Here is a 21273-nt window from a genome sequence, read left to right as displayed (position 1 = left end):
CCAGATTAGAATAATTTAATAGACCAATTGGTCTACAAAATAGCGAGACCAGACCGTTCTTTCAGCGGCTTCCGCCACGTTCGCCGCGAATAAGCGCCTCGATTTCAGCCAGATCCGTCTCAGCGTTGTCGCCGGGCGTCGTCATCGCCAGGGCTCCGTGGGCGGCCGCCAGCTCCACCGCCCGTTGGGCGTCTTCTCCCGCCATGAGGCCGTGGATGAGCCCCGAGGCGAAGGCGTCGCCGCCGCCGACACGGTCCAGCACCTCCAGGTCCGGCCAGGCCATGGAGACGTAGCGCTCATCCCGCTCATGGAAGACGCCCTGCCAACCGTTGACGGTCGCGCTCTTCGGATCGCGCAGGGTGTAGGCCAAGCCCCTCAGTTGCGGGAAGGCGTCGAAGGCCATCCGCGCCGCCTTAGACGGCGGCCCCGCATCCGTCGGCCAGGCCCGCCGCCCGACCTCTTCGCTGACCAGGCCGAGGCAGGCGGCCAATCCCCGATCGTCCGCGAAGATCAGATCGCATTCCGCCACAATGGCGCGATTGATCGCGCGCAGGGCTTCCGCGTCCGGATGGCTGCGCCACAGACTTTCACGATAGTTGAGGTCGTAGGACACGGTGACGCCGAGACGCCGCGCCTCGCGCACAGCCGTCAGGGCGGTCTGCGCGGTGTCAGCCGACAGCGCCGCAAAAACCCCGCCGGTATGCAGCCAGCGCGCACCGCTAGCGCCCAGGACATCCTCCCAGTCGAACGCCTGCGGGTCGAGCGCCGAGGCCGCCGAGTACGCCCGGTCGGATACCCCCTGGGGCGGGCGGACGCCGAAGCCTCGCTCGGTGAAGTTGAGGCCCATCCGCGCCTCGCGCCCGACGCCGTCGTAGTCGCGCCAGACGATGGCGCCGACATCCACGCGCGCCTGGGCGATCAGGCTTTCGGTCAGCACGCCCAGGGGATTGCGCGGCAGAGCCGTCAGGACCGCCGTCGGCCGCCGGAAGGTCCGGCTGAGCCCGCGCGCGACATTGTACTCGCCGCCGCCCTCCCAGACGTCGAAGGCGCGGGCGCTGCGGATCCGCCCCTCGCCCGGATCCAGGCGCAGCATCACTTCGCCGAGAGCCGCCAGATCCCATCGCTTGTCGCCGCCGTCAGACAACGCCCATGAATGCTTCGCCACGTTCATTGCGCGTCGCACCCGAACAACGACAGATCGACGGCTTCGGCCATCAACCGATACCCCTCATCATTGGGGTGCAGCATGTCGGGACGAGCGGCCTCCGCCCGAAAGGCCTCTGGATCCGCCGGATCGCGGACGGCCGCATCGAAGTCCACGACCCCGTCGAAGGCGCCGCCGTCGCGGATGAAGGCGTTGAGAGTCCGGCGCGCCTCGGACGACGGGGCGTCATAGCGCTCCGATCCCTTGAACGGCGTCAAGGTGCCGGCGACAGCCTTCACCCCGTGATCGTGCAGGCGGGCGATCAGCTGGCGATAGCCCTGGATCATGTCCGCCGCGTTGCGTCCCGGCTTGGCGGGGTCGCCCCCGTGCCGGATGTCGTTGATGCCTTCCAGCAGGATGACGTAGTCGATCTGCGGCAGGGCCAGGAGGTCGCGGTCCAGACGCGCCAGGCCCGAATGAGACCGGCCGTGGTCCAGCAGCTTGTTGCCGCTGATCCCCTGATTCAGCACGACGAACCGCCCCGGGCAGGTCGCCTCGAAGCGGCGCGCCAGGACGCTGGGCCAGTCGCGCTCGGCGCCCAGGGTGGCGGTCGCGCCCTCGGTGATGGAGTCGCCGAACGCCGCCACCACCGTCGGCGCCGTCTCGCGTTCGCCATAGACGGCGGAGATCACGTTCTGGCGGTAATCCAGGGCGACCGCGTCGCCGGGCGTCGCATCGCCCTGCCCTATCCGCACGACCGTGCGGCGCACGGCGGGGCGGGTCGGCTCGGGGAAATGCAGACTGACCGACACCTGCGAAAAGGCCGGCGCCTCCAGCGCCACGGGATCACTGATCAGGACGGAGCCGACCGGGATCACCGCTTCGTCGCGCCCGTCGAACAGAACCGGCGCCATTTCAGTTTCGCCTTCCCGGCCCAGCCGAATGTCGGCCACGCGCAGCGGCGCATCGCCCAGTTCGTTGCTGACGCGCAGCCGCAACGCGCGCACCGAGGCGCCCAGACGCATGTCCTGGCGGACGGTCTGCCCCGCGAACTGCACGGGGGCCTCGGGCGTGCCGTCCTTGCGGTCGGGCGCGGGCGAGGCGGTCCAGACCGGGCTCCACGCCTGGGCCGCGGCCGCGCCCGCCGCGCCCCAGGCGGCGCCGGCGAGGGCGAGGGCCAGAACGGCCGCGCGGCGGCGCCCGGCGGCGGAAGGCTGGACAGGGATCGAACGGGTCATGTCAGGGCCTTGAGACAGAACAGGGACTAGGGGCGAAGACTGCGGGGTCGACCGCCTCGGCCATCAGGCGGTGGCCTTCGTCATTGGGGTGGTAGCCGTCCTCCCGATGCGCGCCGGGACGGATGCGGCCAGGTCGGGCGGGATCGTCCAGCGCCGTCTCGAAATCGATGACGCCGTCGAAGATGTCGCCGTGGCGGATCAGGGCGTTGAGCGAGCGGCGCTTGTCGTCGGTCGTCGGGCCGGGGATGGCGGGCTCGGCCACGGGCGAGGCCAGGATGGGCGTCAGCACCCCGCCGACGACCTTGATGTGACGGGACTGCAGCGCCTGTGCGGCCTGTCGATATCCGGTGGCGACCTCGTCCACGCCAGCGCCGGGGCGATCGCGCGCGGGGCCTTTCTGGCGTACGTCGTTGAGGCCGGCCATCAGCACCACATGGGTGACGCCCGGCATGGCCAGAACGTCGCGCTCCAGGCGCGACACGAGCGAGGGCGAGCGGCCGTCCGAGGCCACCATGTTGCCGCCGATCCCCGCGTTCACCACCACGAAGGCGCCGGGGCAGGCCGCTTCCAGGCGGCGGCCCAACTGGTGCGGCCAGGCGCGGTGGGCGCCCAGGGTGGTCGACCCGCCCTCGGTGATGGAATCCCCGACGGCGACGATGACGGCGGCGGGCGCCGTCGGCCGCTCGGCCAGCACGGCCGAGACCACGCTCTGCCCACGCAACAGCGGCGCGTCGTCTGCAGGTGCGGCGTCCCCTGCAGCGATCCGCACGGGGCCGAGCCGGACAGCGGGCCGCGTCTCCTCGGGCAGATAGGCGCTGACCGTCAATTCGACATAAGCGGGGACGGCCACGGCCAGCGGATCGCTGAGCGCGAAGCCGCCCGGCGGAATAACCACACGGACCGCGCCGTCGAAGCGCAGGGGCTGGGCGGCCCCGCCCTTCAGCCCCGCCTCGGCCCGGCCGATGACCAGCGGCGTCCCGCTCAGTTCATTGCTGAAACGGACGCGCACCGCCGACGCCGCCGTCGCCATCAGCATATCCTGGCGCAGGGTGACGTCAGTCAGCAGCGGCGGCGCGCCATTGGCGGCGGCCTCGTTCCGCCAGGGCATGGGCGAAGCGAGCCAGGCGGGAACCCAGACCTGAGCCATCGCGACGACGGGCGCCGTCAGCGTCACGCACAGACCGGCGGCCAGGGCCGCCAGGGACCGCCGCGCGACTCTGCGTCGTGAGAAGGGATTGCCCGCCATCGCTCGCCTCGCGCCTTAGGAGAAGTAGGTTCCGCCGTTCACGTCGACGTTGGCGCCGGTCATGAAGCTAGCAGCGTCCGACGCCAGGAAGACGGCGACGTCGGCGGCTTCCTGCGGGCGACCTTCGCGACGCAGCGGCGTGCCGTTGGCCACGGCCTGGCGCACCTCGGGCTTGGTGAAATCGTCGTGGAAACGGGTCGAGATCATGCCGCAGCACAGGGCGTTGACGCGGATTCCCTTGGGGCCCAACTCCTTGGCCATCGCGCGGGTGAAGGTCATGACCGCCGCCTTGGACGCCGCATAGAGCGACGCGCCGGGGCCGCCGCCGTCACGCCCAGCCTGAGAAGCGAAGTTCACGATGGCCGCGCCTGAAGACATGTGCGGCACGACCGCCCGCGTCGTCAGGAAGGTCGAGCGGAAGTTCACATCCATGACGGCGTCGTAGAAGGCGTCGTCGATCTCCAGCAGCGGCTTGCGCGCCACCATGCCGCCGGCCGTGTTGACCAGGATGTCCACGCCGGGGCCGAACGCAGCCTGGGCGGCCGACACAAGGCCGTCGACGCCCTCGGGCGTGGTGACGTCGGCGCGGTGCAGCACCGCGGTTCCGCCCGCCGCCTCGATCATGTGCAGCGTCTCTTCCGCGCTGGCGGCGTCGTTGGCGTAGTTGACCACGACCTTGGCGCCTTCGGCGGCCAGCTTCAGCGACACCTCGCGTCCGATGTCGCGCCCGCCGCCCGTGACGATGGCCACCTTGTTGTTGAGTTTCATCTCGCTCTTAATCCTTGAAAGCAAAGTGATGAGTGAAGGGGGATCAGCCGCGCGCCGACGGGACGTCGACCTTCTCGATCCGGCCGGTCACGACCCAGATCGCGACCAGGCACAGCGGCACGAGCGCGGCCACGAGGATGAAGATCGGGGCGTAAGAGACCTTGGTCATGACCGGCACCAGCCAGGTGGTGATCAGGGTTCCGGCCACGGCGGCCATGCCGCCGACGCCCGCCAAAGAGCCGACCGACTTGCCGTGGAAGACGTCGCCCGGCAGCGTCTGGATGTTGCCGATGGCGACCTGGAAGCCGAACAGGACGGCGGCGATGGTCAGCACGGCCACGGTGGGATCATTGGCGAGAACGGCGCCCAGCAGGGCCGGCGCCATGATCACGCAACCCAGGGTGATGACCCATTTGCGAGCGCGGTCGACCGAGCGGCCCGAAGCGATCAGACGCCCCGACAGCCAGCCGCCGAACAGGCTGCCCAGCATGGCCCCGACGAAGGGCACCCAAGCGAAGATGCCGATCTGCTTGATGTCGAAGGAGAAGGTCTCAGCCAGATAGATCGGCAGCCAGGAGACGAACAGCCACCAGATCGGATCGAGGAAGAAGCGGGCCAGGACGATGCCCCAGCTCTGCCGGTGCGACATCATCTGCTTCAGGCTGGGGGCCTTGGCCGGTTCGGCCTCAAGCGTCGCAACCGTTTCAGCCGGAGCATCCAGGATCAAGGCGCGCTCGGCGGCATTGACCCAAGGGTGCTTGTCCGGCCCCGCGCGATAGATCACCAGCCAGGGCAGCACCCAGATGAAGCCCAGGGCGCCGATCAGCAGGAAGGTGCCCTTCCAACCCAGCGACAGGAAGAGCAAGGCGATCAGCGGCGCCGAGACGATAGCCCCGATCGAGGCCCCGGCGTTAAAGATGCCCTGGGCGAAGGCGCGCTCCTTGGGCGGGAACCACTCGGCGTTGGCCTTGACCGCACCGGGCCAGGCGCCGGCCTCGCTGACGCCCAGCATGGCGCGGAAGATGCCGAAGGAGGCGATGCTGCTGGCGGTGGCGTGCAGGGCGATCGAAATCGACCACAGGCCGATCGACCAGGCAAAACCCAGGCGCGTGCCGATGCGGTCGAACAGCCGCCCGAAGGCGAACTGGCCCGCCGCATAGAAGAGCATGAAGATGGTGACCAGGAGGGCGTAATCCTCCTTGGTCGCGCCGATCTCGCCGGCGATCTCGGGCCACATCACCGCCAGGGCGTTGCGATCGATGTAGTTGATCACCGTGGCCACGGCGATCATGGCGATGATGGCCCACCGGACGGCGGATCTCTTTTGCATGTCTGGTCCTCCCCTTGTCGGGCCGGTCGCGCGCGGCGCCGGCCTCTCTATTGATCCAGTCGCGCCCAGGCCCCGGTCCACCGCCAGGTCCGGCCGTTCGCTGTGACGGCGTGGGCGGCGCGGGGCGACGGATCGTCGGCGACGCCCAGAACCACCGTCTTGCCCGAGGCGAGCGTCACGACGACCACCTCGGCGTCGGCGCCCCGCACGCTGCTCAGGTCACGGATGGCGCTGTCGGCGCCGACCACGGTCTCGGCCCGGCCGTCGTAGCGGCCGTGCGGCTCCAGCACGCCGACGAAGGTCGCGTCCTTCTGGCCATCGGCCCGCAGGATCAGAGCCGGCTCGCGGCGCAGGTTGAAGTTCGGGTCGTTGGCGCCGCTCTCGGCCAGGATGGCCTGGGCCGGGACGCTCGTGGCGAAACGCCAGGTATAGAAGCGGCCGTCCAACAACCAGGTCAGGCTGCGGCTGTCCCTCGACGGCTGGGAGACGGCGTCGACCCACAGGTGCTGATAGCCGTCGGCCGCGCCGAGGACGGGGCGGTCCGCCACCATGCGTTCGGCCTCGAAGCCCAGCTTCATGATGTGGCCGTTATAGTGCAGCGGCAGGTCGTAGCGCGCCGGGCGCTCGCCGGAGACGCGCAGCAGGTCGATGACGACCGGCCGCTCCAGTTCAGGATGCTCGACCAGGGCCTGGGTGCGCGTGAAGGTCACCCCGTCATAGGCCTCTGTCTGGCGCGCCGAGACGATCTGCGTCCCCTCGGCCCTGTCGAAGAAGAGGACTTGAGGCGGGTGATCCTCGCCCGTCTGCCACTGGCCGCCGAACTGGTTGCGCTCGTTCACCACCAGGGTGTTGTGGGCCACCGTAGCCTTGGCCCAGCTGTTGTTCTCGGGCAGGTAGATGCCGCCCGCCTTGGCCTCGATATTGAGGAAGCGCGCGGCGCCGTAGTCGGTCACCACCGTCTGGCCGTTGTCGTAGAAGAGCCAGTTCAGCTTGTCGAAATGTCCGTGGCCCATGCCCATGGCGGTCGCCTTCTGGACCAAGGCCTGACCGTCTTCGCCGCCAGCACGGATAATGGCCAGCCCGCCCCGCGTCCCGTCGGGGCCGTCGCTCAGCAACACCGAACGGAAGGCGTAAGGTCGCGCCGCGCCCGAGGCCGCCGCCTCGGCCACCTTCAGACCTTCGGGCGACAGGAGGGTGCGCCCCTGCCGCTGCGCGATGGACAACAGCCCCGCGTCCTGAGTGCGCGCATAGACGGAGGCCACGCCCGTCACGAGCTCCTCGGTGTCCAGCCCCTTGTCGAGGATGGCGTCGTTGATCGGGATGAAATAGCCGCCGTAGCTGGACTGGATCAGCGTATCCACGGCCTTGAGCAGCACCCCGTCACGACGCTGGAAGATGCCGCGTCCCGGCTCGTTCCGATCGATTGCCCCCGCGAAGATAATGAAGGGCGCCAGAGCGTAGCGCTGATAATAGGGCCCCTCTTCGTAATAGCCGTCGGGCGAGAAGAGCTGGTCGATCTGGGTCAGGAAGCCGGCCGAGCCGTCCTTCTTCAGCCCGTTCAGCGCCTGGTCGGACAGGTCGCGGTCGCGCAGCACATAGCCGGTCATGCCGACGCCGGCGACGGCCCAGGTGGCGTGGTTGTGGATGCGCTCGAAGTTCTCGGGCGTCTCCGAGGACAGGAAGCTAGCCATGCGACGGAAGACGTCGTCGTCGATGCGGCGGCGCTCCTCGGGCGTCAGGGCCTCGCGGATCGCGTCATAGCCCTGGATCGAATAGACCAGCCAGACCGAATCGTTCAGCGTCTGCCAGAACAGACGGCCCGGAATCTGCCCTCGCCCCGCCGGGTGGGCGCCCAGCGTCGGGTACAGTTTGGCGTATTCCAGCAGCAGGTCGCGGGCGAAGTCGGCGTAGGCCTTGTCGCCAGTCAGGCGATACAGGGCCCCGGCGTTGTAGATGGCCTGATAGTTCCGCTTGTGCTGCTCGTGGGTGTAGCCGCCGCCGGGATCGCGCGGCGTGGGCACGTTCACGCCCTGGGCCATGGCGGCGCGGACCAGGCCTTCGACCCGCTCGCGCTCGACGGCGAACAGCGGATAGGCGGACCCCGCCTCGGCCATCCGCCGCCACTCCTGAGACGTGGTCAGCACCGGCGCGGTCTCGGCCGACGCCGAGACTTGCGCGACAGGCGCGGTCGCCGCCTGGGCGCTCAGGGCGCTGCTGGCGAGAAGAAGAGCGGTCAGAGGCAGGGCGCGCAGCATCAGTATTCCTCCGTCGCCGCGGTGGGCGCGATGTCGGTTTGCATCTCGGGCGTGCGGACCAGGCGGTTCCCGGCCACCGCCAGCACGGGCTCGCCGACGCGGTGGGAGAAGCCGATCGCGCCGCTGTCGGTGAGGGTGTTGTCGACCAGTTCGGCGTGCTGGACGCCTCGCATCAGGATCGACGGCCGTTCGGCCGAGCCGACCCGCTCGAAGCTCGCCCCCTTGATCACCAGGCGCGGCCCGAAGGTGCTCTCGTCCGTGCCGCCGCGATAGAGGTCGACGACCGGACCGCCGATGCGGCTGAAGGCGCCGCCTTCGATCTGCACCAGTTCGGCGTTGTAGGTGCCCCGGTCGTCCGTCTCGGCGGCGGCCGAGATCACCGAGCCGGTGATGTTGTCCACCCGCACGTCGCGCAGCAGCACGCGATCGGCCATGACGCCCTTGCCCAGGGCGATCACGCTGAAGCCGCGATTGACCGTCAGGTCGCGGACCTCGACGCCTTCCAGCACCAGGTCGAAGTTGGCCGCGCTGGAGCCCGGCGCGACGCGGATCACGGCGTTGCCGGTCTCGTCCGGCGCGTCGGCGCCCGTTATCGTCAGACCGGCCAGCTTCAGCGAACCGCCCTTGACCACCTCGAACAGCGAAGGTCGAGAGAAGGCGATCTCGACCCGCCCCTGACCCGACCCGCGCACCGTCAGCGGCGCTCTGATCGTCAGCGTCCGGTCGACTGAATAGCGGCCCGGCGCCAGCACCAGCACATCGCCCGGACGGGCCGCAGCAACGGCGGCCTCCAGCGCGCCTTCAGTCGGTTCGACCGCGATCTCGGCGCCCTGGTCCAGGCGTACGGCCTGTACATCCTTGGGGTACCAAGCCACGCCCGTCTCGGCGCGAGGGGTCATGACGAGATCAGGCGAGGCGCCGGCGCCTTGAGGAGTCACGGGGATCAGCAAGCCGTTGACGCCGCGCACCATGGCGACATCACGCGCCTGGACGTTGTCCGTAAACGCGACGCCCGACAGGTCGCCCAGCATGCGCATCGGCTCGCGCCCGTCCGGGTTGACGATCAGGTTGCGCGCAAAGCGGCTGCCGATCGGCGGGGCCGAGCGCTCGGTGTCCATACCCGCGCCCAGGAAGAGGCTGCGCGCGTCGATGATGGTGTTGTTCTCGATCACCGCGCCCACGACCTGGTGGTAGCGGTTGATGGGGGAATCCGGAACGCCGTGCATCACGCTCAGCGCGGCGGTGAAGCCGTCTCCGGTGATCCCCTCCATGTAATTGTTCCGCACCGTCTGATTGCGGTTGATGACGCGGATTCCGCCGGTGTGAGGCTTGCCTCCGCCGATGAAGACATTGTTCTCGACCAGGTTTCCATCGCCATGGCGCAGAACCATCGACCCACGCGAGTGGTAGAAGACGTTGCCGCGATAGGTGTTGCCGCCCGACTTGTTCGAGACGATCTCGACCTCGCCGTCTGCCCCCTCGAACCAGTTGTTCTCGACCACGGTGTTGGAGGCCGACAGGGAGTCGGCGCTGGTGCCGACGCGAAGGGTCTCGCCGCCGTTAGACCCCAGGTTAGGGCGCGGGCCGAAGTAGTTGTGGTCGATACGGTGGCGGTTATCGAGCCCCTGCTGCTCGTCACGAACGACGACCAGGGTGGTCCCGACATTGTTCTTGCCGGTCAGATGGTTGTGATCGAACCGGTTGTCGCGCCCATACAGCGCCACCCAGTTGTCTGACGTAGCCCGATCGGGCTTGTTGTAGCCGTCGATCACCAGTCCGGTGACTCGGCTTTCGACAGCGCGATGTTCCTTGGAGCGACGGAAGGACACCACCTCCCCCGTCGGCGACCAGCCGTCGCGAAAGACCAGGTCGGACACCACCAGTTGGCGCCCCGCCAGCCTGAGGTTGGACTGGCCCGACAGCACCACCCCGCCCGGCGTCTGAGCAGTCAAGGTGATCGGTTGGCCAGCCTGTCCCTCAGCCTCGAACAGTATCTGAAAGTCGCGCCACACCCCGTCTTTCAGGACAATCACGTCGCCAGGCTTAACGTCGCGCAGAACCCTCTGATATTCCGCCGGGGTCGCCACCAGAGTCGTTGTCTGGGCGGTCGCCGCCCCCGCCCACAGCAGGGCGGCCGCAAGCGCCAATCTCGACAGCATGATCGCCTCCCCCTCCGGCCCGCTTTGGCGCAGACTTGTTCGCGGTTTCGCATCCGCAGGAGAAAGCTATCAGTCAGGCCGCCAATGGCAACCTCTTGGTCGCAAGAAAAAGAACTAAAATCTAGACCAATTGGTCTAAACTGAATGCGTGCTAATCAGGAACCGTTCTCGGCTAGCCGCCATCTGACGCTCCAGGGCCTCAAGCGCCGAGGCGGCGCTGGCGTCCAGCATGGCCGCCAGCAGACGGTTGAAGTGGGTCCGCATGGCGCGCCGCGCCCCCGCCGGATCACGCGCCTTCAGGGCATTGAGAATGGCGGCATGCTCCTCCACCCGCGACGAAGCATCGATCTCGCACACCGCCTGATGCGCAGCGCTGACCTCTGGGACCTCCGTCCGCATCCGCCACAGCGTCTCAATGGTGTGCAACACAGCTGCGTTATTGGCCGAAGCCGCAATCACACGATGAAACTCGCGGTCAGCGGCGTCGGGATCCAGTTCAGGATCGGTCCCGCCCATGGCCGCGACCAGTTCGTCCAGCCGCGCCAGAGCCTCCTCCGTAATAACCGACGCCGCCAAGGCGGCGGCCTCCGACTCGAACAGAGAGCGCGCCTCGGTGACTTCAAAAGGACTGACCGCAGGCAAAACGCCGGCTGGTTGCGGCGCCGAACAGACGAAGACGCCTGACCCTGTCTTGATCGCCAGCTTGCCCTGCGCTTGCAGCGCCACCTCCGCCTCACGCACAGTGACGCGACTAACGCCGAAACGTTCGGCCAATTCGCGCTCGCCGGGCAGCTTGGAGCCAGGCCCATACCCCTCGTCGGCGATGAGCTGGAGAATCTGGTCGGCGACCGCGTGGAAGAGGCGTTTTTGACTCATGATATCCAGTCTAGAGGAACCGAAGCGTCAGGCCAATCGGTCTAACGTGTCCGCCGCGCTCTCCCCCTTCCGACACGCCTCAGATCACATGTCGTTTGTTCGATTGCTTCGAAGCCATAAAATCCATGCGCTTTAAACGCCGCTTTTGCACGAATTGGTGGTTAACGATCTTTCGCGAAGCGACGCACAAATCAAAGCGCAGAGCCCCGGCTGCCTCACAAACAGACTGAGACGATCAGCGCCTCGCTAGAAAGCCCGCCGAAGCAAAATTCGAGTCCTCTTGGTGATCGACGCGCCCCATCCTTGATCCAACTCCACCCGAGTAGCCTGGGAATTCACCACGCCATTGAGGACGATGACGGCGAAGAGGTGCGCACCGAACTGCGTCAGTTGATCGACCGGCAGACCTCATTCCGCTGGAAGGCCCGAGCCAATTCCAAGTGGCACGACAATCTGGCGCTGCTGTTGGCGCTGGATCAGGCGCAGACAGCAGAAAGCCCCGAAGCGTATGCCGTCGGGGCTTTTAAGCTTGGGCTACGGAAGCTCGCAACGCGAGCCATAGCATCAGCAGCACAATGGACATACCTGCATAGCCCGAAGGCGCTGAATCTCGGCACCCTATGACGACCGCCTAGGAACGGTCAGCAATGCTGCCATGTCTGGACGGCTCCCCGTTGGCAAGGGTTGATCTGACGTTCTGCTGAGCCTGGTTGGTGCGGCCATGTGTGCAACCTGGTGGTGCGGTACCGCATGATCGCTGGTTATATTGCCTTCCGCGAAGCTGGATCCCGACCATACAGGGGATAGCTTTCGAAGAACTTCAGCAGCCGCGCTCGCGTCAGCTTCTGTCGAATGACGACGCCGCGCTCAGCATCGACGCCGTGCATCTGAAACACCGACTTCGCGATGTCCAAACCAATCGTGGCTACCTGTGCCGCGAGGCGGAACTGCAGACAATCCGTAGCCGGTGTGAGGATGCGCGCCGCATGTGCTGAAGCGACTCGAAACCGCCGAGGCCCAGCTAGAATGTCCAGGCGCATCTATCGCCCGGGAGCGGCTCCGGTTGGAGCGACGCGCCAAACCGTATTGGACAGGTCGTCGGCCACTAGCAGAATTCGACGTTGGGGATCGAACCAGACGCCCACGGGACGGCCACGGGCTTCGCCCTCGTCCGTCAAAAAGCCTGTCAGGAAGTCGACCGGCGCACCGGCCGGTTGACCGCCTGAGAACGGCACCCAGGCCACCTTGTAGCCCGCCAGATCCTGGCGATTCCAGCTCCCATGCTGTCCGATGAAGGCGCCTTCGGCGAAGGCGCCGCCGAAGCCGCCGTCGCGAGCGAACGAGAGACCGAGAGCCGCCACATGGGCCCCCAGGGCGTAATCCGGCTTCACCGCCGCGGCCACCAGTTCGGGCTTCTGAGGCCGTACGCGCGGGTCGATATTCTGTCCCCAATAGCTGTATGGCCAGCCGTAGAAGGCGCCGTCGCGGACTGAGGTCAGATAATCCGGAACGAGCTGAGGTCCGATTTCATCTCTTTCGTTCACTACGGCCCAGAGGGCGGCGCTCGACGGCTCGATCGCCAGGGCGGTGGGATTGCGGATGCCGCGGGCGATGGTCCGGCGCGCGCCCGTGGCCCGATCGACAGCCCAGACGACCGCCCGCTCCTCCTCCACGGCCATACCACGCTCGCCCGCATTGCTGTTGGAGCCGATGCCGACGTAGAGGGTAGATCCATCCGCGTTGGCGGTCAGGGCCTTGGTCCAGTGATGATTGAGGGCGGACGGCAGGCGCGTCACCTCTTCAGGGGAGGCCGCGATCCGGGTCTGCCCTTCGACATAGGGGAAGCTGACCAGGGCGTCCTGCTCGGCCACATAGATGCGGCCGTCGACATGGGCCAGGCCATAGGGCGCATTGAGACCGTCGATGAAGACCGTGCGGACTTCGGCGCGGCCGTCGTTATCGGCGTCGCGCAACAGCGTGACACGATCCCCGCCCTCGACCTTCGTGTTGCCCTGCCTCTTGATGACCCCTGCGATAACGTCCTTCGGCCTCAAGGCCGGCGCGCCGCCTCCCCGCCCCTCGGCCACGAGGATGTCGCCGTTAGGCAAGACCAGCATCTGACGCGGAATACGCAGGTCCGTAGCGAGGGCCGTCACCACGAAGCCTTCGGGGGCGCGCGGCGTCTCATCGCCCCATCCTACGGGCCGGGCGATACGCATTGGGGGCAGCAGGGTTTCCCTGATCTCCGGCAAGTCGGGCGCCGGCCCGACTTCATTGATTCCTTTTTCGCTTCGACCGCATGCAGCCAAAGCCACGGCGCCGCCCAAGGCTCCGTACAGAAGAAGGTTGCTGCGGATCATCGGCTAGCCTCCTCGTCCAGCATCCCGGAATAGCGCAGCCAGCCTGCAAGCAGGGCCAGAGCGCAGCACAGGCCGGACAGGGTGACGCCGAGCGCGCCCACGGAGCTCCATCCGTCCTGACTATGCTTGAACGCGTTCGCAAGGCTGATCAGGGACAGCGCGCCTAGGACGCCGCTGTACCAAAGCCGCAAGGCGCCACGACGGCCCCAGGCCAAGTCGATCAGGCTCCATACGAAAGCCGCCCCGCCGAAGACCAGACCGCCGACGATCGCCCATGAAGAGAAGTTGCTCCACTGCATCTGCGCGGTCCGGAGATAGGCTGCATCCGTCGCGGTCCCGAGGCTGAACAGGGCGACCGGAAAACTCAGGATCAGTCCCTGGATGGCCCGGCCCAAGCCAGCTGTTCCGATCACGGCTGGCTCTCAGCCAGTTCGACGCGACGGACCGCGACGGCGCCGCGCGCCCTTATTCGCCCTCTCAGCTGTTCACGGATGCTCCAGCCTTCGAGATGCATCAGGTCGCTGATCGTATAGCCTTCCCGGGCAAGCGCCTCACGCACGTCGCTGACCTTAAGACACGCCTGGTCTTGCTCGGCGATTTCGAAAGCTCGTTCGATGACATGGGTCTGATTCATGGCTCCTCCTTGGCCTGACCCAATCGGCCCCAACCCATGCGGTTCCAAGCCTGCACGATATGACGCAGGCGGGGGACGGATTCACAGCAGGCACGAAACCTCGGTCATGCGTCCGACGCAACGTCAGCTCGTCGAGACGACGGGCTGATGCGTGAAACCCCTGACCCCGGTCAGCGGACGCGAGTCCCGTTCGATTTCCACCTCGCTCTGGGCATAGGCGATCAGAAGGCAAGCCAGATCGACCAGAGCGCTGTGATGTATGCGTTCATAGCCGTGGCTGGCGTCCACGCCGAACGTCACCAAGGCCGTGCGAATGTCGGCGCCGGATTCCAGCGCAGAAGCGGAATCGGACCGATAGTAGCGGAACACGTCTTTCTGATGCGGAATGCGGTGATCTCGCGCCAGTTGAACCAGCTTCCGGGTAAGGTGCCAATCAAAGGGTCCGGTCTGATCCGCCATGGCGATGGTGACGCCGAACTCGGACGAGTTCTGACCTGGTGCGGTCGTGCCGTTGTCGACCGTGACCATCGACGCCACATCCGGCACAAGCACGGAGGACGCCCCCACACCCACCTCCTCGGCGATGGTGAACAGCCACCAGGTGTCGACCGTCGGGGTGCGTTTCTCGCGCAAGAGGCATTCCAGCGCCGCCAACATCACCGCCACCCCCGCCTTGTCGTCCAGATGGCGGGAGACGATGAAGCCGCTGTCGGTGAACTCGGGCTGGGCGTCGATAGAGATGATGTCGCCGACGTCCACGCCCAAGGCCAGGGTGTCGGCCCGACCATGGGTCACGGCGTCGATCCGCAACTCGACCTGACGCCAGTTGACCGGCTGAGCATCCACCTCCTCGTTGAACGTGTGGCCCGACGCCTTCAGAGGCAGGATCGTTCCGCGATAGGCGCCGCCTTCCGAGAAGACGGTGCAACGCGCGCCCTCGGCGAAGCGTGACGACCAGTGGCCGATCGGAACAAGCTCAAGCCGGCCGTTCTCCTTCACCGCCTTCACCTGGGCGCCGAGGGTGTCGACATGGGCGACGACAGCGCGCGCCGGACGCGCCTCGCGCCCTGACAGGCGCGCGCGGATCGCGCCGCGTCGCGTCAGTTCGTACTCGAGACCCAGCCGCTCCAACTCGCGACACAGGGCCCAGACGGCTTCGTCCGTGTATCCTGTCGGACTGGGCAGGTTCAGCAGTTCTTCCAGACGGGTGTTCAAATAATCGAGGTCGATTTTCGGAGGGGGCACGGTCGCTCCTGACATGGTTCAGACGTCGGTCCGCGCCGACAGCGGGAACAGCAGGTCGATGAACCGTTCGGCCGTGGGCCGCGGTTCGTGATTGGCCAGTCCCGGACGCTCATTGGCTTCGATAAAGGCGTACTCCGGCTGATCCGGCGCGCGAACCATAAGGTCGATCCCCGTCACCGGCACGCCGATGGCGCGCGCCGCCGAGACGGCGGCTTCGACCAGGACGGGATGCACCTCGTCCGTCACGTCATGGATGGTGCCGCCGAGATGCAGGTTCGCCGCCTTGCGGACGAGGATCTCCTCGCCCTCCCCCGCGACATCGTCCAGGCCATAACCGGCCTCCGCCACGGTGCGCTCCGTTTCTGCGTCGATGGGAATGCTGGATTCCCCTCCTGTGGCCGCGGCGCGCCGACGGCTCTGATGCTCGATGAGGGCGCGCAAGGTCGAGCGCCCGTCGCCGATGACGCGAGGCGGACGCCGCACGGCGCAGGCCACGACCTCATAGTCGATCACGACTAGGCGCAGATCCTCGCCCTCCACCTGCTCCTCGACAAGGACTTCCGGGCAGATACGCCGCGCGCGCAGCAGCGCCGCCTGGATGTCGGCCATCGTCTTGAGGCCCACGGCCACGCCCTTGCCCTGCTCTCCCCGTGCGGGCTTGACCACCAGCTGACCATAGGTCTCCAGCGCGTCGTCGATTGCGCTCAGATCGTTCGGATCGATCCGGCGCGGGACGCGTACGCCGGCGGCCTCCACAATCCTGCGCGTCACCCGCTTGTCGTCGCAGATGCTGAGAGCCACAGCCGAGGTCAGCTCAGAAAGACTCTCGCGGCAGCGCACGGCGCGCCCGCCCCAGGACAGCCGGAACAGCCCCCCTTCGGCGTCTATGATGTCGGCCTGAATGCCCCGGCGCCGCGCTTCGTCCACAATGATCCGCGCATAGGGATTGAGCATGTGATCATCGTTGGGACCGACGAACAAGGCTTCATTGATCGGGTTCTTGCGCTTCACGCCGAAAAAATGGACACGCCGGAAACCCAACTTCTCATAAAGAGCGATGGCCTGGACGTTGTCGTGCATGACCGACAGATCCATGTGGGCTAGGCCGTGCGTCTTGAAGTGCTCGGCCAGGCGGCGGACCAGAGCCTCCCCGATCCCCGGCTGGGTCGCCTGAGGATCGACCGCCAGGCACCAGAGAGACGAGCCGTTCTCGGGATCCTCAAAGGCGCGCACATGGTTCACCCCCGTCACAGTGCCGATCACCGCTCCGGTCGCGAGATCCTCTGCAACAAAATAAGAGAGCGTCCGGTCGTCGCGACGCGACCAGAAGAAGTCCGGCGACACCTGGACCATCCGACGCTTGGCGTAGATGTCATTGACGGCATGAGCGTCCGCTTCCGACGTCAGGCGGCGGATGGTGAAACCGCGCGGCTGACGGCGGCTGGCGCGATAGGTCGCCAGGTCCAGCCGATAGGTATGCGACGGGTCCAGGAACACTTCCTGAGGCGCAGCGGCCAGCAGGACGTGAGGGTTGCGAACATAGAAGGCGATGTCGCGCCGGTCGGGTCCTTCCGCGCGCAGGGCCTCGACGAGCGGCGCAGCGGTCTCGAAGGTCTGGGCGAACAGAAGCCGGCCCCATCCGCAGTCCAGCACGGCGTCGCGCATCGGCTCTTGTCCGGACTGCACCAGGGGCTTCAGTCCTTCATGGCGCAGGCGTTTCAGCCGGTGCGCCTTGGGGCGCGTGACACGAAGATCAGACGCCATGTTGCTGCATCCACATTTCAAGGACCGCGACCTGCCACAGCTCCGAACCCTGCAGCGGGGTGATATGTCCCGTGGGGTCGGCGAACAGCCTGTCCAGATAGGCCCTGTCGAACAGGCCGCGATCGCGCGCCGCCTGATTGGTCAGGGTTTCGCGCACGAGATCGAGATAGGGGCCCTGGATGTATTTGAGCGCAGGCACCGGGAAATAGCCCTTCTTGCGGTCAATCACCTCTGAAGGAACGACGAGGCGCGCCGCCTCCTTGAGCACGCCCTTGCCGCCCTGAGCGAGCTTGTGTTCCGGCGGGATCCGGCCGGCCAGTTCGACGAGCTCGTGGTCCAGGAAGGGCACGCGCGCCTCAAGTCCCCAGGCCATGGTCATGTTGTCGACCCGCTTCACCGGATCATCGACCAGCATCACCTGGCTATCCAGCCGCAGCGCCTTGTCGACAGCCGTCTCCGCCCCGGCTTGCGCGAAATGCGCCTCGACTAGAGCCCGGCTGACGTCGACGTCAGCAAAATAGGCGCCGTTCAGCTGGGTTTTCAGAGTTTCGTGGCTGCGGTCGAAGAAGGCTTGGGCGTAAGCATCGACCGGATCGGCGGCGTCGACCATGGGCGGGTACCAGTGATAGCCGCCGAAGACTTCGTCCGCCCCCTGCCCGGATTGGACGACCTTGATGTGTTTCGAGACTTCCTGGCTCAGCAGGTAGAAGCCGACATTGTCATAGCTGACCATCGGTTCGGACATGGCGCCGATCGTGCCCGGCAGCGCCTCCATCAGCCGCTGGTGCGGCACGAAGATCTGGTGGTGCTGCGTCCCATAGTGTCGGGCGATCAGGTCGGAATAGACGAACTCGTCTCCCTTCTCTCCGTTGGCCTCCTCAAAGCCGACCGAAAAGGTCATCAGATCCTTCTGGCCCAACTCCGCCAGCAGGCCGACGATCAAACTGGAATCCACCCCGCCCGACAGCAGCACGCCGACCGGCACATCGGCGACCATGCGACGTTTCACCGCCGTGCGCAGGCTGTCCAGCACCCGGTCGCGCCAGTCCTCGGCGGTCAGGCCCGCATCTTCGGCATGGCGCGTCATGTCGGGACGCCAGTAGACTCGTTCGCGCGACGCGCCGTCCGCCTCCATCACCCGTATCGTCGCTGGGGGAAACTTCTTTACGCCCTTCAGGATAGTGTGCGGCGGCGGCACGACGGCGTGGAAGGTCATGTAATGGTGCAGGCCCACCGGATCGATCGTCTTGTCGACATCGCCCGCCGCCAGAAGCGCCGGCAGGGTCGAGGCGAAGCGCAACCGCTTGCCGCGTTCGGCCAGATACAGGGGCTTGATGCCGAAACGGTCGCGGGCGATCACGGTCCGACCGCTATCGCGCTCGTGCAAGACAAAAGCGAACATTCCCTTGAACCGTTCGACGCAAGCCTCGCCCCAGGCCTTCCAGGCCTTGATGATCACCTCTGTGTCGCCGTGCGAGAAGAAGCGGAACCCCAGCCCCTGAAGCTCTTCGCGCAATTCCGGATAGTTGTAGATGCAGCCATTGAAAGCCAGGGTGACGCCCAGATCGGCGTCCACCATCGGCTGCTGCGCCTTCTCGGACAGATCAATGACCTTGAGACGCCGATGACCCAGCCCCACGGCCCCCCGCATCACGATGCCGGACCCATCAGGTCCTCGAGGCGAGAGAGCGTCCGTCATCCGCTGAACCGCGCCGGCGTCGGCAGGGCGCCCGTCGAAGTTGATCTCGCCGCTAAGACCGCACATAGGGCCTCCTTAATTTGTGGATGCAGCGCGTACAAATGGTTAGTTTACGAATGAGTTCAACCCGATGAGCGAAATTCCCCTGCCTTCAGCGGCCGACGCTACGGCGTCTTTGGTCCGCTCAGTCCGCCGCATCGCCCAGGCGATCGACGTTCGCTCCCGCGAAATCGCCCGCTTGACCGGCCTGACACTGCCGCAGCTGCTGGTGCTGCAGTCCATCCGCCATCTCGGCGAGGTCAGCACGCGCGCCATTTCCCGGGACGTCTCCATGTCGCCGCCGACCGTCGTGGCCGTACTGGACCGCCTGGAAGCGCGCGGGCTCATCGTGCGGTACAGATCCACCACGGATCGCCGCATCGTCCACGCGCGCCTGACGGAACCAGGGCACAAGGCTCTGGCTGAGTCGCCGGACCTCCTTCACGCGGATGTTCTGGCGAGGCTCGCCCTGCTGTCGCCCCAAAAGCGACGCCAGATCGCCGGCGCAGTCGCCGCCCTCGCCGATCTCATGGCGCCTCCGGACGCAGGGCTAGAGACGCACCGAGGCGCTTGAATGTCCGGCAGCGCCCGGGATCATGAACTTGACGCCCAGTCACGGCGGGCCCGGAGATCGTCCAGAGGATAGAAGCGACTCAAGCGATGGGTTGGCTCGGGCCTTCGGCGTCCTGCTTGCAGCCGGACGACCTCATTCGCGCAAACCCTCACACGCCCCTTAGGTCTCGGAAGCGCCAGCAGCGACTATGCGGAGTTCCGCCCCTAAGCTCGACATCTCCGGCGCCAGGCTCTTCGAAAGCAGCAGAAAGCCGTCGTGCGGAAATATCTTGTAGTCCGCTCTTTGGGGGCTGAGTGGCGGCAAACCATCAGACCAGAAAACGTCGCCGACCCTTCTCGACCGCCATCCGATGCACTCCAGCGACGGCAGCGCTGCGCGCCTTGATCGTCTCCATGAATATCCACTCGCCGTCGACGCGCTCGGGCGTGATGTCGATCATCATATAGCCGCGTCCACTGGCCTGGGCCCAGTTCATCTCGGGGTTGGCGGCGACGAAGGAGCGGGCGGCGATCGAGGGGGCAACGCCCAACTGTTTTTCGATGCCGTTGGAGGTCACAGCCTGACCGGCGAACTCCACCCCCGCGGGGCGGCCGTCCTCGGAAAGGGAATAGGCCCAGGCGTTGTGGCTGTCGCCCGCCAGCAAGACCAGATCGGCGTCCGCCGCCTGCGCCGCCCTTAGGAAGCGGGAGCGCGCCGCCGGATAACCGTCCCAGCGATCCATCCACATGGGCAGGCCGACCCGGCCCGCCCGTGTAGCGTTGACGAAGGAGCGGACGGCGCCCTCGCTCAGGTCTGGGCGCAGCCAGCTGACGGCGTCTTGGGGCATGACGGTGCGGCCCATGATGGTGCCCATGCCGACCACCTGCCAACCCGTGTTCCGGGCGTTAATCCGCAGTTCGCGCGCCAGCCAGGCCTCCTGGGTCGAGCCCAGCATGGTGGCCGAGGCGTCCTGCCACACGCCGTCGCGGAAGGCAGCCAGCGCCGCTTGGGTTCCCTCGCGGTAGGCCGCGCCGATGTCGGCCTGACGCGTGCGGCCGATCAGGCGCGATTCCGTGCGGTAGAGAGTCGCCAGATCGCCGATCGGATAGGATTTCCAGGGCTCTTCGGAAATCGGCATCCATTCCAGATAGGCTTGGACGGCGGCGGCGCGGCGCGTGCTCCAGTCGCCTTCGGTCGCTGGTTGATGGTTCTGGGCGCCGCCCTCCCAACTGTCGTTGGTCGACTCATGATCGTCCCAGACGCAGACCATCGCCGCCGCCGCATGCAGGGCCTGCAGATCGGGATCTGCGCGGTAGCAGGCGAAGCGCAGGCGGTAGTCGGCCAGCGCCGCCATCTCATGATCGTGGGCCGGCAGGACGACGCGTTCAGCGATCCTGTCGTCTGCGGCGTAGGAGCCGATGCCGTATTCATAGACATAGTCGCCGACGTGCAGCCACAGATCGACGTCATCGCGCGCTGCCGCATGGGTATAGGCGTTAAACCATCCCATCGGCAGGTTGGAGCAGGAGAACAGTCCGATGCGGAACCGCTCTGTCGGACCGACCGGCAGGGTCCGCGCCCTGCCCGTCTGCGACATCGACCCATCCGGACCGATGAAGCGATACCAATAGGTCGTGCCGGGGTTCAGCCCGTCCAGGGTGATCTTGGCGGTCCAGTCGCGCCAGGGACCGGTGCGCACCACGCCCCGCGCCGCCACCTGACGAAAGTCGGGATCAAGGGCGATCTCGGCGTCCAGTCGCACTTCGTCGGCGCCGCCCGATAAAGCATAGCGGCTCCACAGCAGCATGGAATCCGGCCCCGGCTCGCCGCTGGCCACACCATGCGTGAACCCGGACGCCCCCAGCAGTTGTTGCGCCAGCGGCGCCCCGCCCGGCAGGGCCAAAGCCGCCAGCCCCAGTCCGCCGCCCATCACCAGCCGCCGCCGGTCAAGCCTCAAGGTCAT

17 protein-coding genes are annotated in these 21273 nt (G+C 66.8%); 2 read left to right on the top strand and 15 right to left on the bottom strand.

What is annotated here, in order from left to right:
• Positions 1 to 61: 61 nt before the first annotated feature.
• The 8 genes from BJP32_RS11470 to BJP32_RS11435 all read right to left on the bottom strand — a co-directional run bounded on the left by BJP32_RS11470 (position 62) and on the right by BJP32_RS11435 (position 11016).
• Positions 62 to 1165 carry a sugar kinase gene (locus BJP32_RS11470; RefSeq protein WP_198935285.1) on the bottom strand — a complete coding sequence of 368 codons (1104 nt, stop codon included), beginning with the start codon at positions 1163 to 1165 and terminating at the stop codon, positions 62 to 64.
• Positions 1166 to 1167: 2 nt separating this feature from the next.
• Positions 1168 to 2382: a GDSL-type esterase/lipase family protein gene (locus BJP32_RS11465; RefSeq protein ID WP_076224147.1), complete on the bottom strand. Its 1215-nt coding sequence runs from the start codon at positions 2380 to 2382 to the stop codon at positions 1168 to 1170.
• Between the two features lies 1 nt (position 2383).
• Positions 2384 to 3628, bottom strand: a complete 1245-nt coding sequence (locus tag BJP32_RS11460) for a GDSL-type esterase/lipase family protein (protein WP_076224146.1) — start codon at positions 3626 to 3628, stop codon at positions 2384 to 2386.
• A 15-nt stretch (positions 3629 to 3643) separates the two neighbouring features.
• A complete protein-coding gene (locus BJP32_RS11455; RefSeq protein WP_076224144.1) occupies positions 3644 to 4396 on the bottom strand; it encodes an SDR family NAD(P)-dependent oxidoreductase in 753 nt (250 codons plus the stop codon).
• 43 nt (positions 4397 to 4439) lie between these two features.
• Positions 4440 to 5726, bottom strand: a complete 1287-nt coding sequence (locus tag BJP32_RS11450) for an MFS transporter (protein ID WP_076224143.1) — start codon at positions 5724 to 5726, stop codon at positions 4440 to 4442.
• Between the two features lie 47 nt (positions 5727 to 5773).
• Positions 5774 to 7981, bottom strand: coding sequence for an alginate lyase family protein (locus tag BJP32_RS11445; RefSeq protein ID WP_083673973.1), 2208 nt, complete (start codon positions 7979 to 7981; stop codon positions 5774 to 5776).
• On the bottom strand, positions 7981 to 10140 hold the full coding sequence (locus BJP32_RS11440; protein WP_076224140.1) for a polysaccharide lyase 6 family protein: 2160 nt from the start codon (positions 10138 to 10140) through the stop codon (positions 7981 to 7983). Before BJP32_RS11440 ends, BJP32_RS11445 begins: the two co-directional genes overlap by 1 nt.
• Before the next feature lie 135 nt (positions 10141 to 10275).
• A complete protein-coding gene (locus BJP32_RS11435; protein WP_076224138.1) occupies positions 10276 to 11016 on the bottom strand; it encodes a FadR/GntR family transcriptional regulator in 741 nt (246 codons plus the stop codon).
• A gap of 303 nt (positions 11017 to 11319) precedes the next feature.
• Here BJP32_RS11435 and BJP32_RS11430 point away from each other — a divergent pair, with 303 nt between their 5' ends.
• Positions 11320 to 11640 (top strand): hypothetical protein, encoded by a 321-nt coding sequence (locus tag BJP32_RS11430; protein ID WP_076224137.1) that lies wholly within the window; start codon positions 11320 to 11322, stop codon positions 11638 to 11640.
• Positions 11641 to 12056: 416 nt separating this feature from the next.
• Here BJP32_RS11430 and BJP32_RS11425 read toward each other — a convergent pair whose 3' ends face one another.
• The 6 genes from BJP32_RS11425 to BJP32_RS11400 form a co-directional block, all read right to left on the bottom strand.
• On the bottom strand, positions 12057 to 13376 hold the full coding sequence (locus BJP32_RS11425; RefSeq protein ID WP_076224135.1) for a sorbosone dehydrogenase family protein: 1320 nt from the start codon (positions 13374 to 13376) through the stop codon (positions 12057 to 12059).
• Positions 13373 to 13789 carry a DUF2231 domain-containing protein gene (locus BJP32_RS11420; RefSeq protein WP_076224134.1) on the bottom strand — a complete coding sequence of 139 codons (417 nt, stop codon included), beginning with the start codon at positions 13787 to 13789 and terminating at the stop codon, positions 13373 to 13375. Before BJP32_RS11420 ends, BJP32_RS11425 begins: the two co-directional genes overlap by 4 nt.
• The gene (locus BJP32_RS11415; protein WP_076224132.1) at positions 13786 to 14010 is read right to left on the bottom strand and encodes a hypothetical protein; all 225 of its coding nucleotides are present in this window, start codon (positions 14008 to 14010) and stop codon (positions 13786 to 13788) included. The genes BJP32_RS11420 and BJP32_RS11415 overlap by 4 nt, the downstream gene beginning before the upstream one ends.
• 123 nt (positions 14011 to 14133) lie before the next feature.
• On the bottom strand, positions 14134 to 15255 hold the full coding sequence (locus BJP32_RS11410; RefSeq protein WP_198398644.1) for an osmoprotectant NAGGN system M42 family peptidase: 1122 nt from the start codon (positions 15253 to 15255) through the stop codon (positions 14134 to 14136).
• A gap of 18 nt (positions 15256 to 15273) precedes the next feature.
• Positions 15274 to 17019, bottom strand: a complete 1746-nt coding sequence (gene ngg / locus BJP32_RS11405) for an N-acetylglutaminylglutamine synthetase (RefSeq protein WP_076224129.1) — start codon at positions 17017 to 17019, stop codon at positions 15274 to 15276.
• Entirely contained in the window at positions 17009 to 18784 is a 1776-nt protein-coding gene (locus BJP32_RS11400; protein ID WP_076224128.1) for an N-acetylglutaminylglutamine amidotransferase, read from the bottom strand. Before BJP32_RS11400 ends, ngg begins: the two co-directional genes overlap by 11 nt.
• A gap of 64 nt (positions 18785 to 18848) precedes the next feature.
• On the opposite strand from BJP32_RS11400, the gene BJP32_RS11395 reads away from it, so the two are divergent.
• Positions 18849 to 19331 (top strand): MarR family winged helix-turn-helix transcriptional regulator, encoded by a 483-nt coding sequence (locus tag BJP32_RS11395; RefSeq protein WP_076224127.1) that lies wholly within the window; start codon positions 18849 to 18851, stop codon positions 19329 to 19331.
• A 307-nt stretch (positions 19332 to 19638) separates the two neighbouring features.
• Here the strand turns inward: BJP32_RS11395 and BJP32_RS11390 are convergent, their stop codons facing one another.
• The gene (locus BJP32_RS11390; protein WP_076224126.1) at positions 19639 to 21273 is read right to left on the bottom strand and encodes an alkaline phosphatase; all 1635 of its coding nucleotides are present in this window, start codon (positions 21271 to 21273) and stop codon (positions 19639 to 19641) included.

The sequence above is a fragment of the Brevundimonas sp. ZS04 genome (assembly GCF_001956865.1).
GTDB classification, from domain to species: domain Bacteria; phylum Pseudomonadota; class Alphaproteobacteria; order Caulobacterales; family Caulobacteraceae; genus Brevundimonas; species Brevundimonas diminuta.
Note: the sequence above shows the minus strand (reverse complement) of the source record. Positions and strands in the feature narration are given on the sequence as shown.

What these genes read in the sequence shown, in the direction of transcription:
- BJP32_RS11465 (WP_076224147.1), bottom strand. Translation starts at nt 2,382, where the DNA reads ATGACCCGTTCGATCCCTGTCCAGCCTTCCGCCGCCGGGCGCCGCCGC.
- BJP32_RS11460 (WP_076224146.1), bottom strand. Translation starts at nt 3,628, where the DNA reads ATGGCGGGCAATCCCTTCTCACGACGCAGAGTCGCGCGGCGGTCCCTG.
- BJP32_RS11455 (WP_076224144.1), bottom strand. Translation starts at nt 4,396, where the DNA reads ATGAAACTCAACAACAAGGTGGCCATCGTCACGGGCGGCGGGCGCGAC.
- BJP32_RS11450 (WP_076224143.1), bottom strand. Translation starts at nt 5,726, where the DNA reads ATGCAAAAGAGATCCGCCGTCCGGTGGGCCATCATCGCCATGATCGCC.
- BJP32_RS11445 (WP_083673973.1), bottom strand. Translation starts at nt 7,981, where the DNA reads ATGCTGCGCGCCCTGCCTCTGACCGCTCTTCTTCTCGCCAGCAGCGCC.
- BJP32_RS11440 (WP_076224140.1), bottom strand. Translation starts at nt 10,140, where the DNA reads ATGCTGTCGAGATTGGCGCTTGCGGCCGCCCTGCTGTGGGCGGGGGCG.
- BJP32_RS11435 (WP_076224138.1), bottom strand. Translation starts at nt 11,016, where the DNA reads ATGAGTCAAAAACGCCTCTTCCACGCGGTCGCCGACCAGATTCTCCAG.
- BJP32_RS11425 (WP_076224135.1), bottom strand. Translation starts at nt 13,376, where the DNA reads ATGATCCGCAGCAACCTTCTTCTGTACGGAGCCTTGGGCGGCGCCGTG.
- BJP32_RS11415 (WP_076224132.1), bottom strand. Translation starts at nt 14,010, where the DNA reads ATGAATCAGACCCATGTCATCGAACGAGCTTTCGAAATCGCCGAGCAA.
- ngg (WP_076224129.1), bottom strand. Translation starts at nt 17,019, where the DNA reads ATGGCGTCTGATCTTCGTGTCACGCGCCCCAAGGCGCACCGGCTGAAA.
- BJP32_RS11400 (WP_076224128.1), bottom strand. Translation starts at nt 18,784, where the DNA reads ATGTGCGGTCTTAGCGGCGAGATCAACTTCGACGGGCGCCCTGCCGAC.
- BJP32_RS11395 (WP_076224127.1), top strand. Translation starts at nt 18,849, where the DNA reads ATGAGCGAAATTCCCCTGCCTTCAGCGGCCGACGCTACGGCGTCTTTG.
- BJP32_RS11390 (WP_076224126.1), bottom strand. Translation starts at nt 21,273, where the DNA reads ATGACCTTGAGGCTTGACCGGCGGCGGCTGGTGATGGGCGGCGGACTG.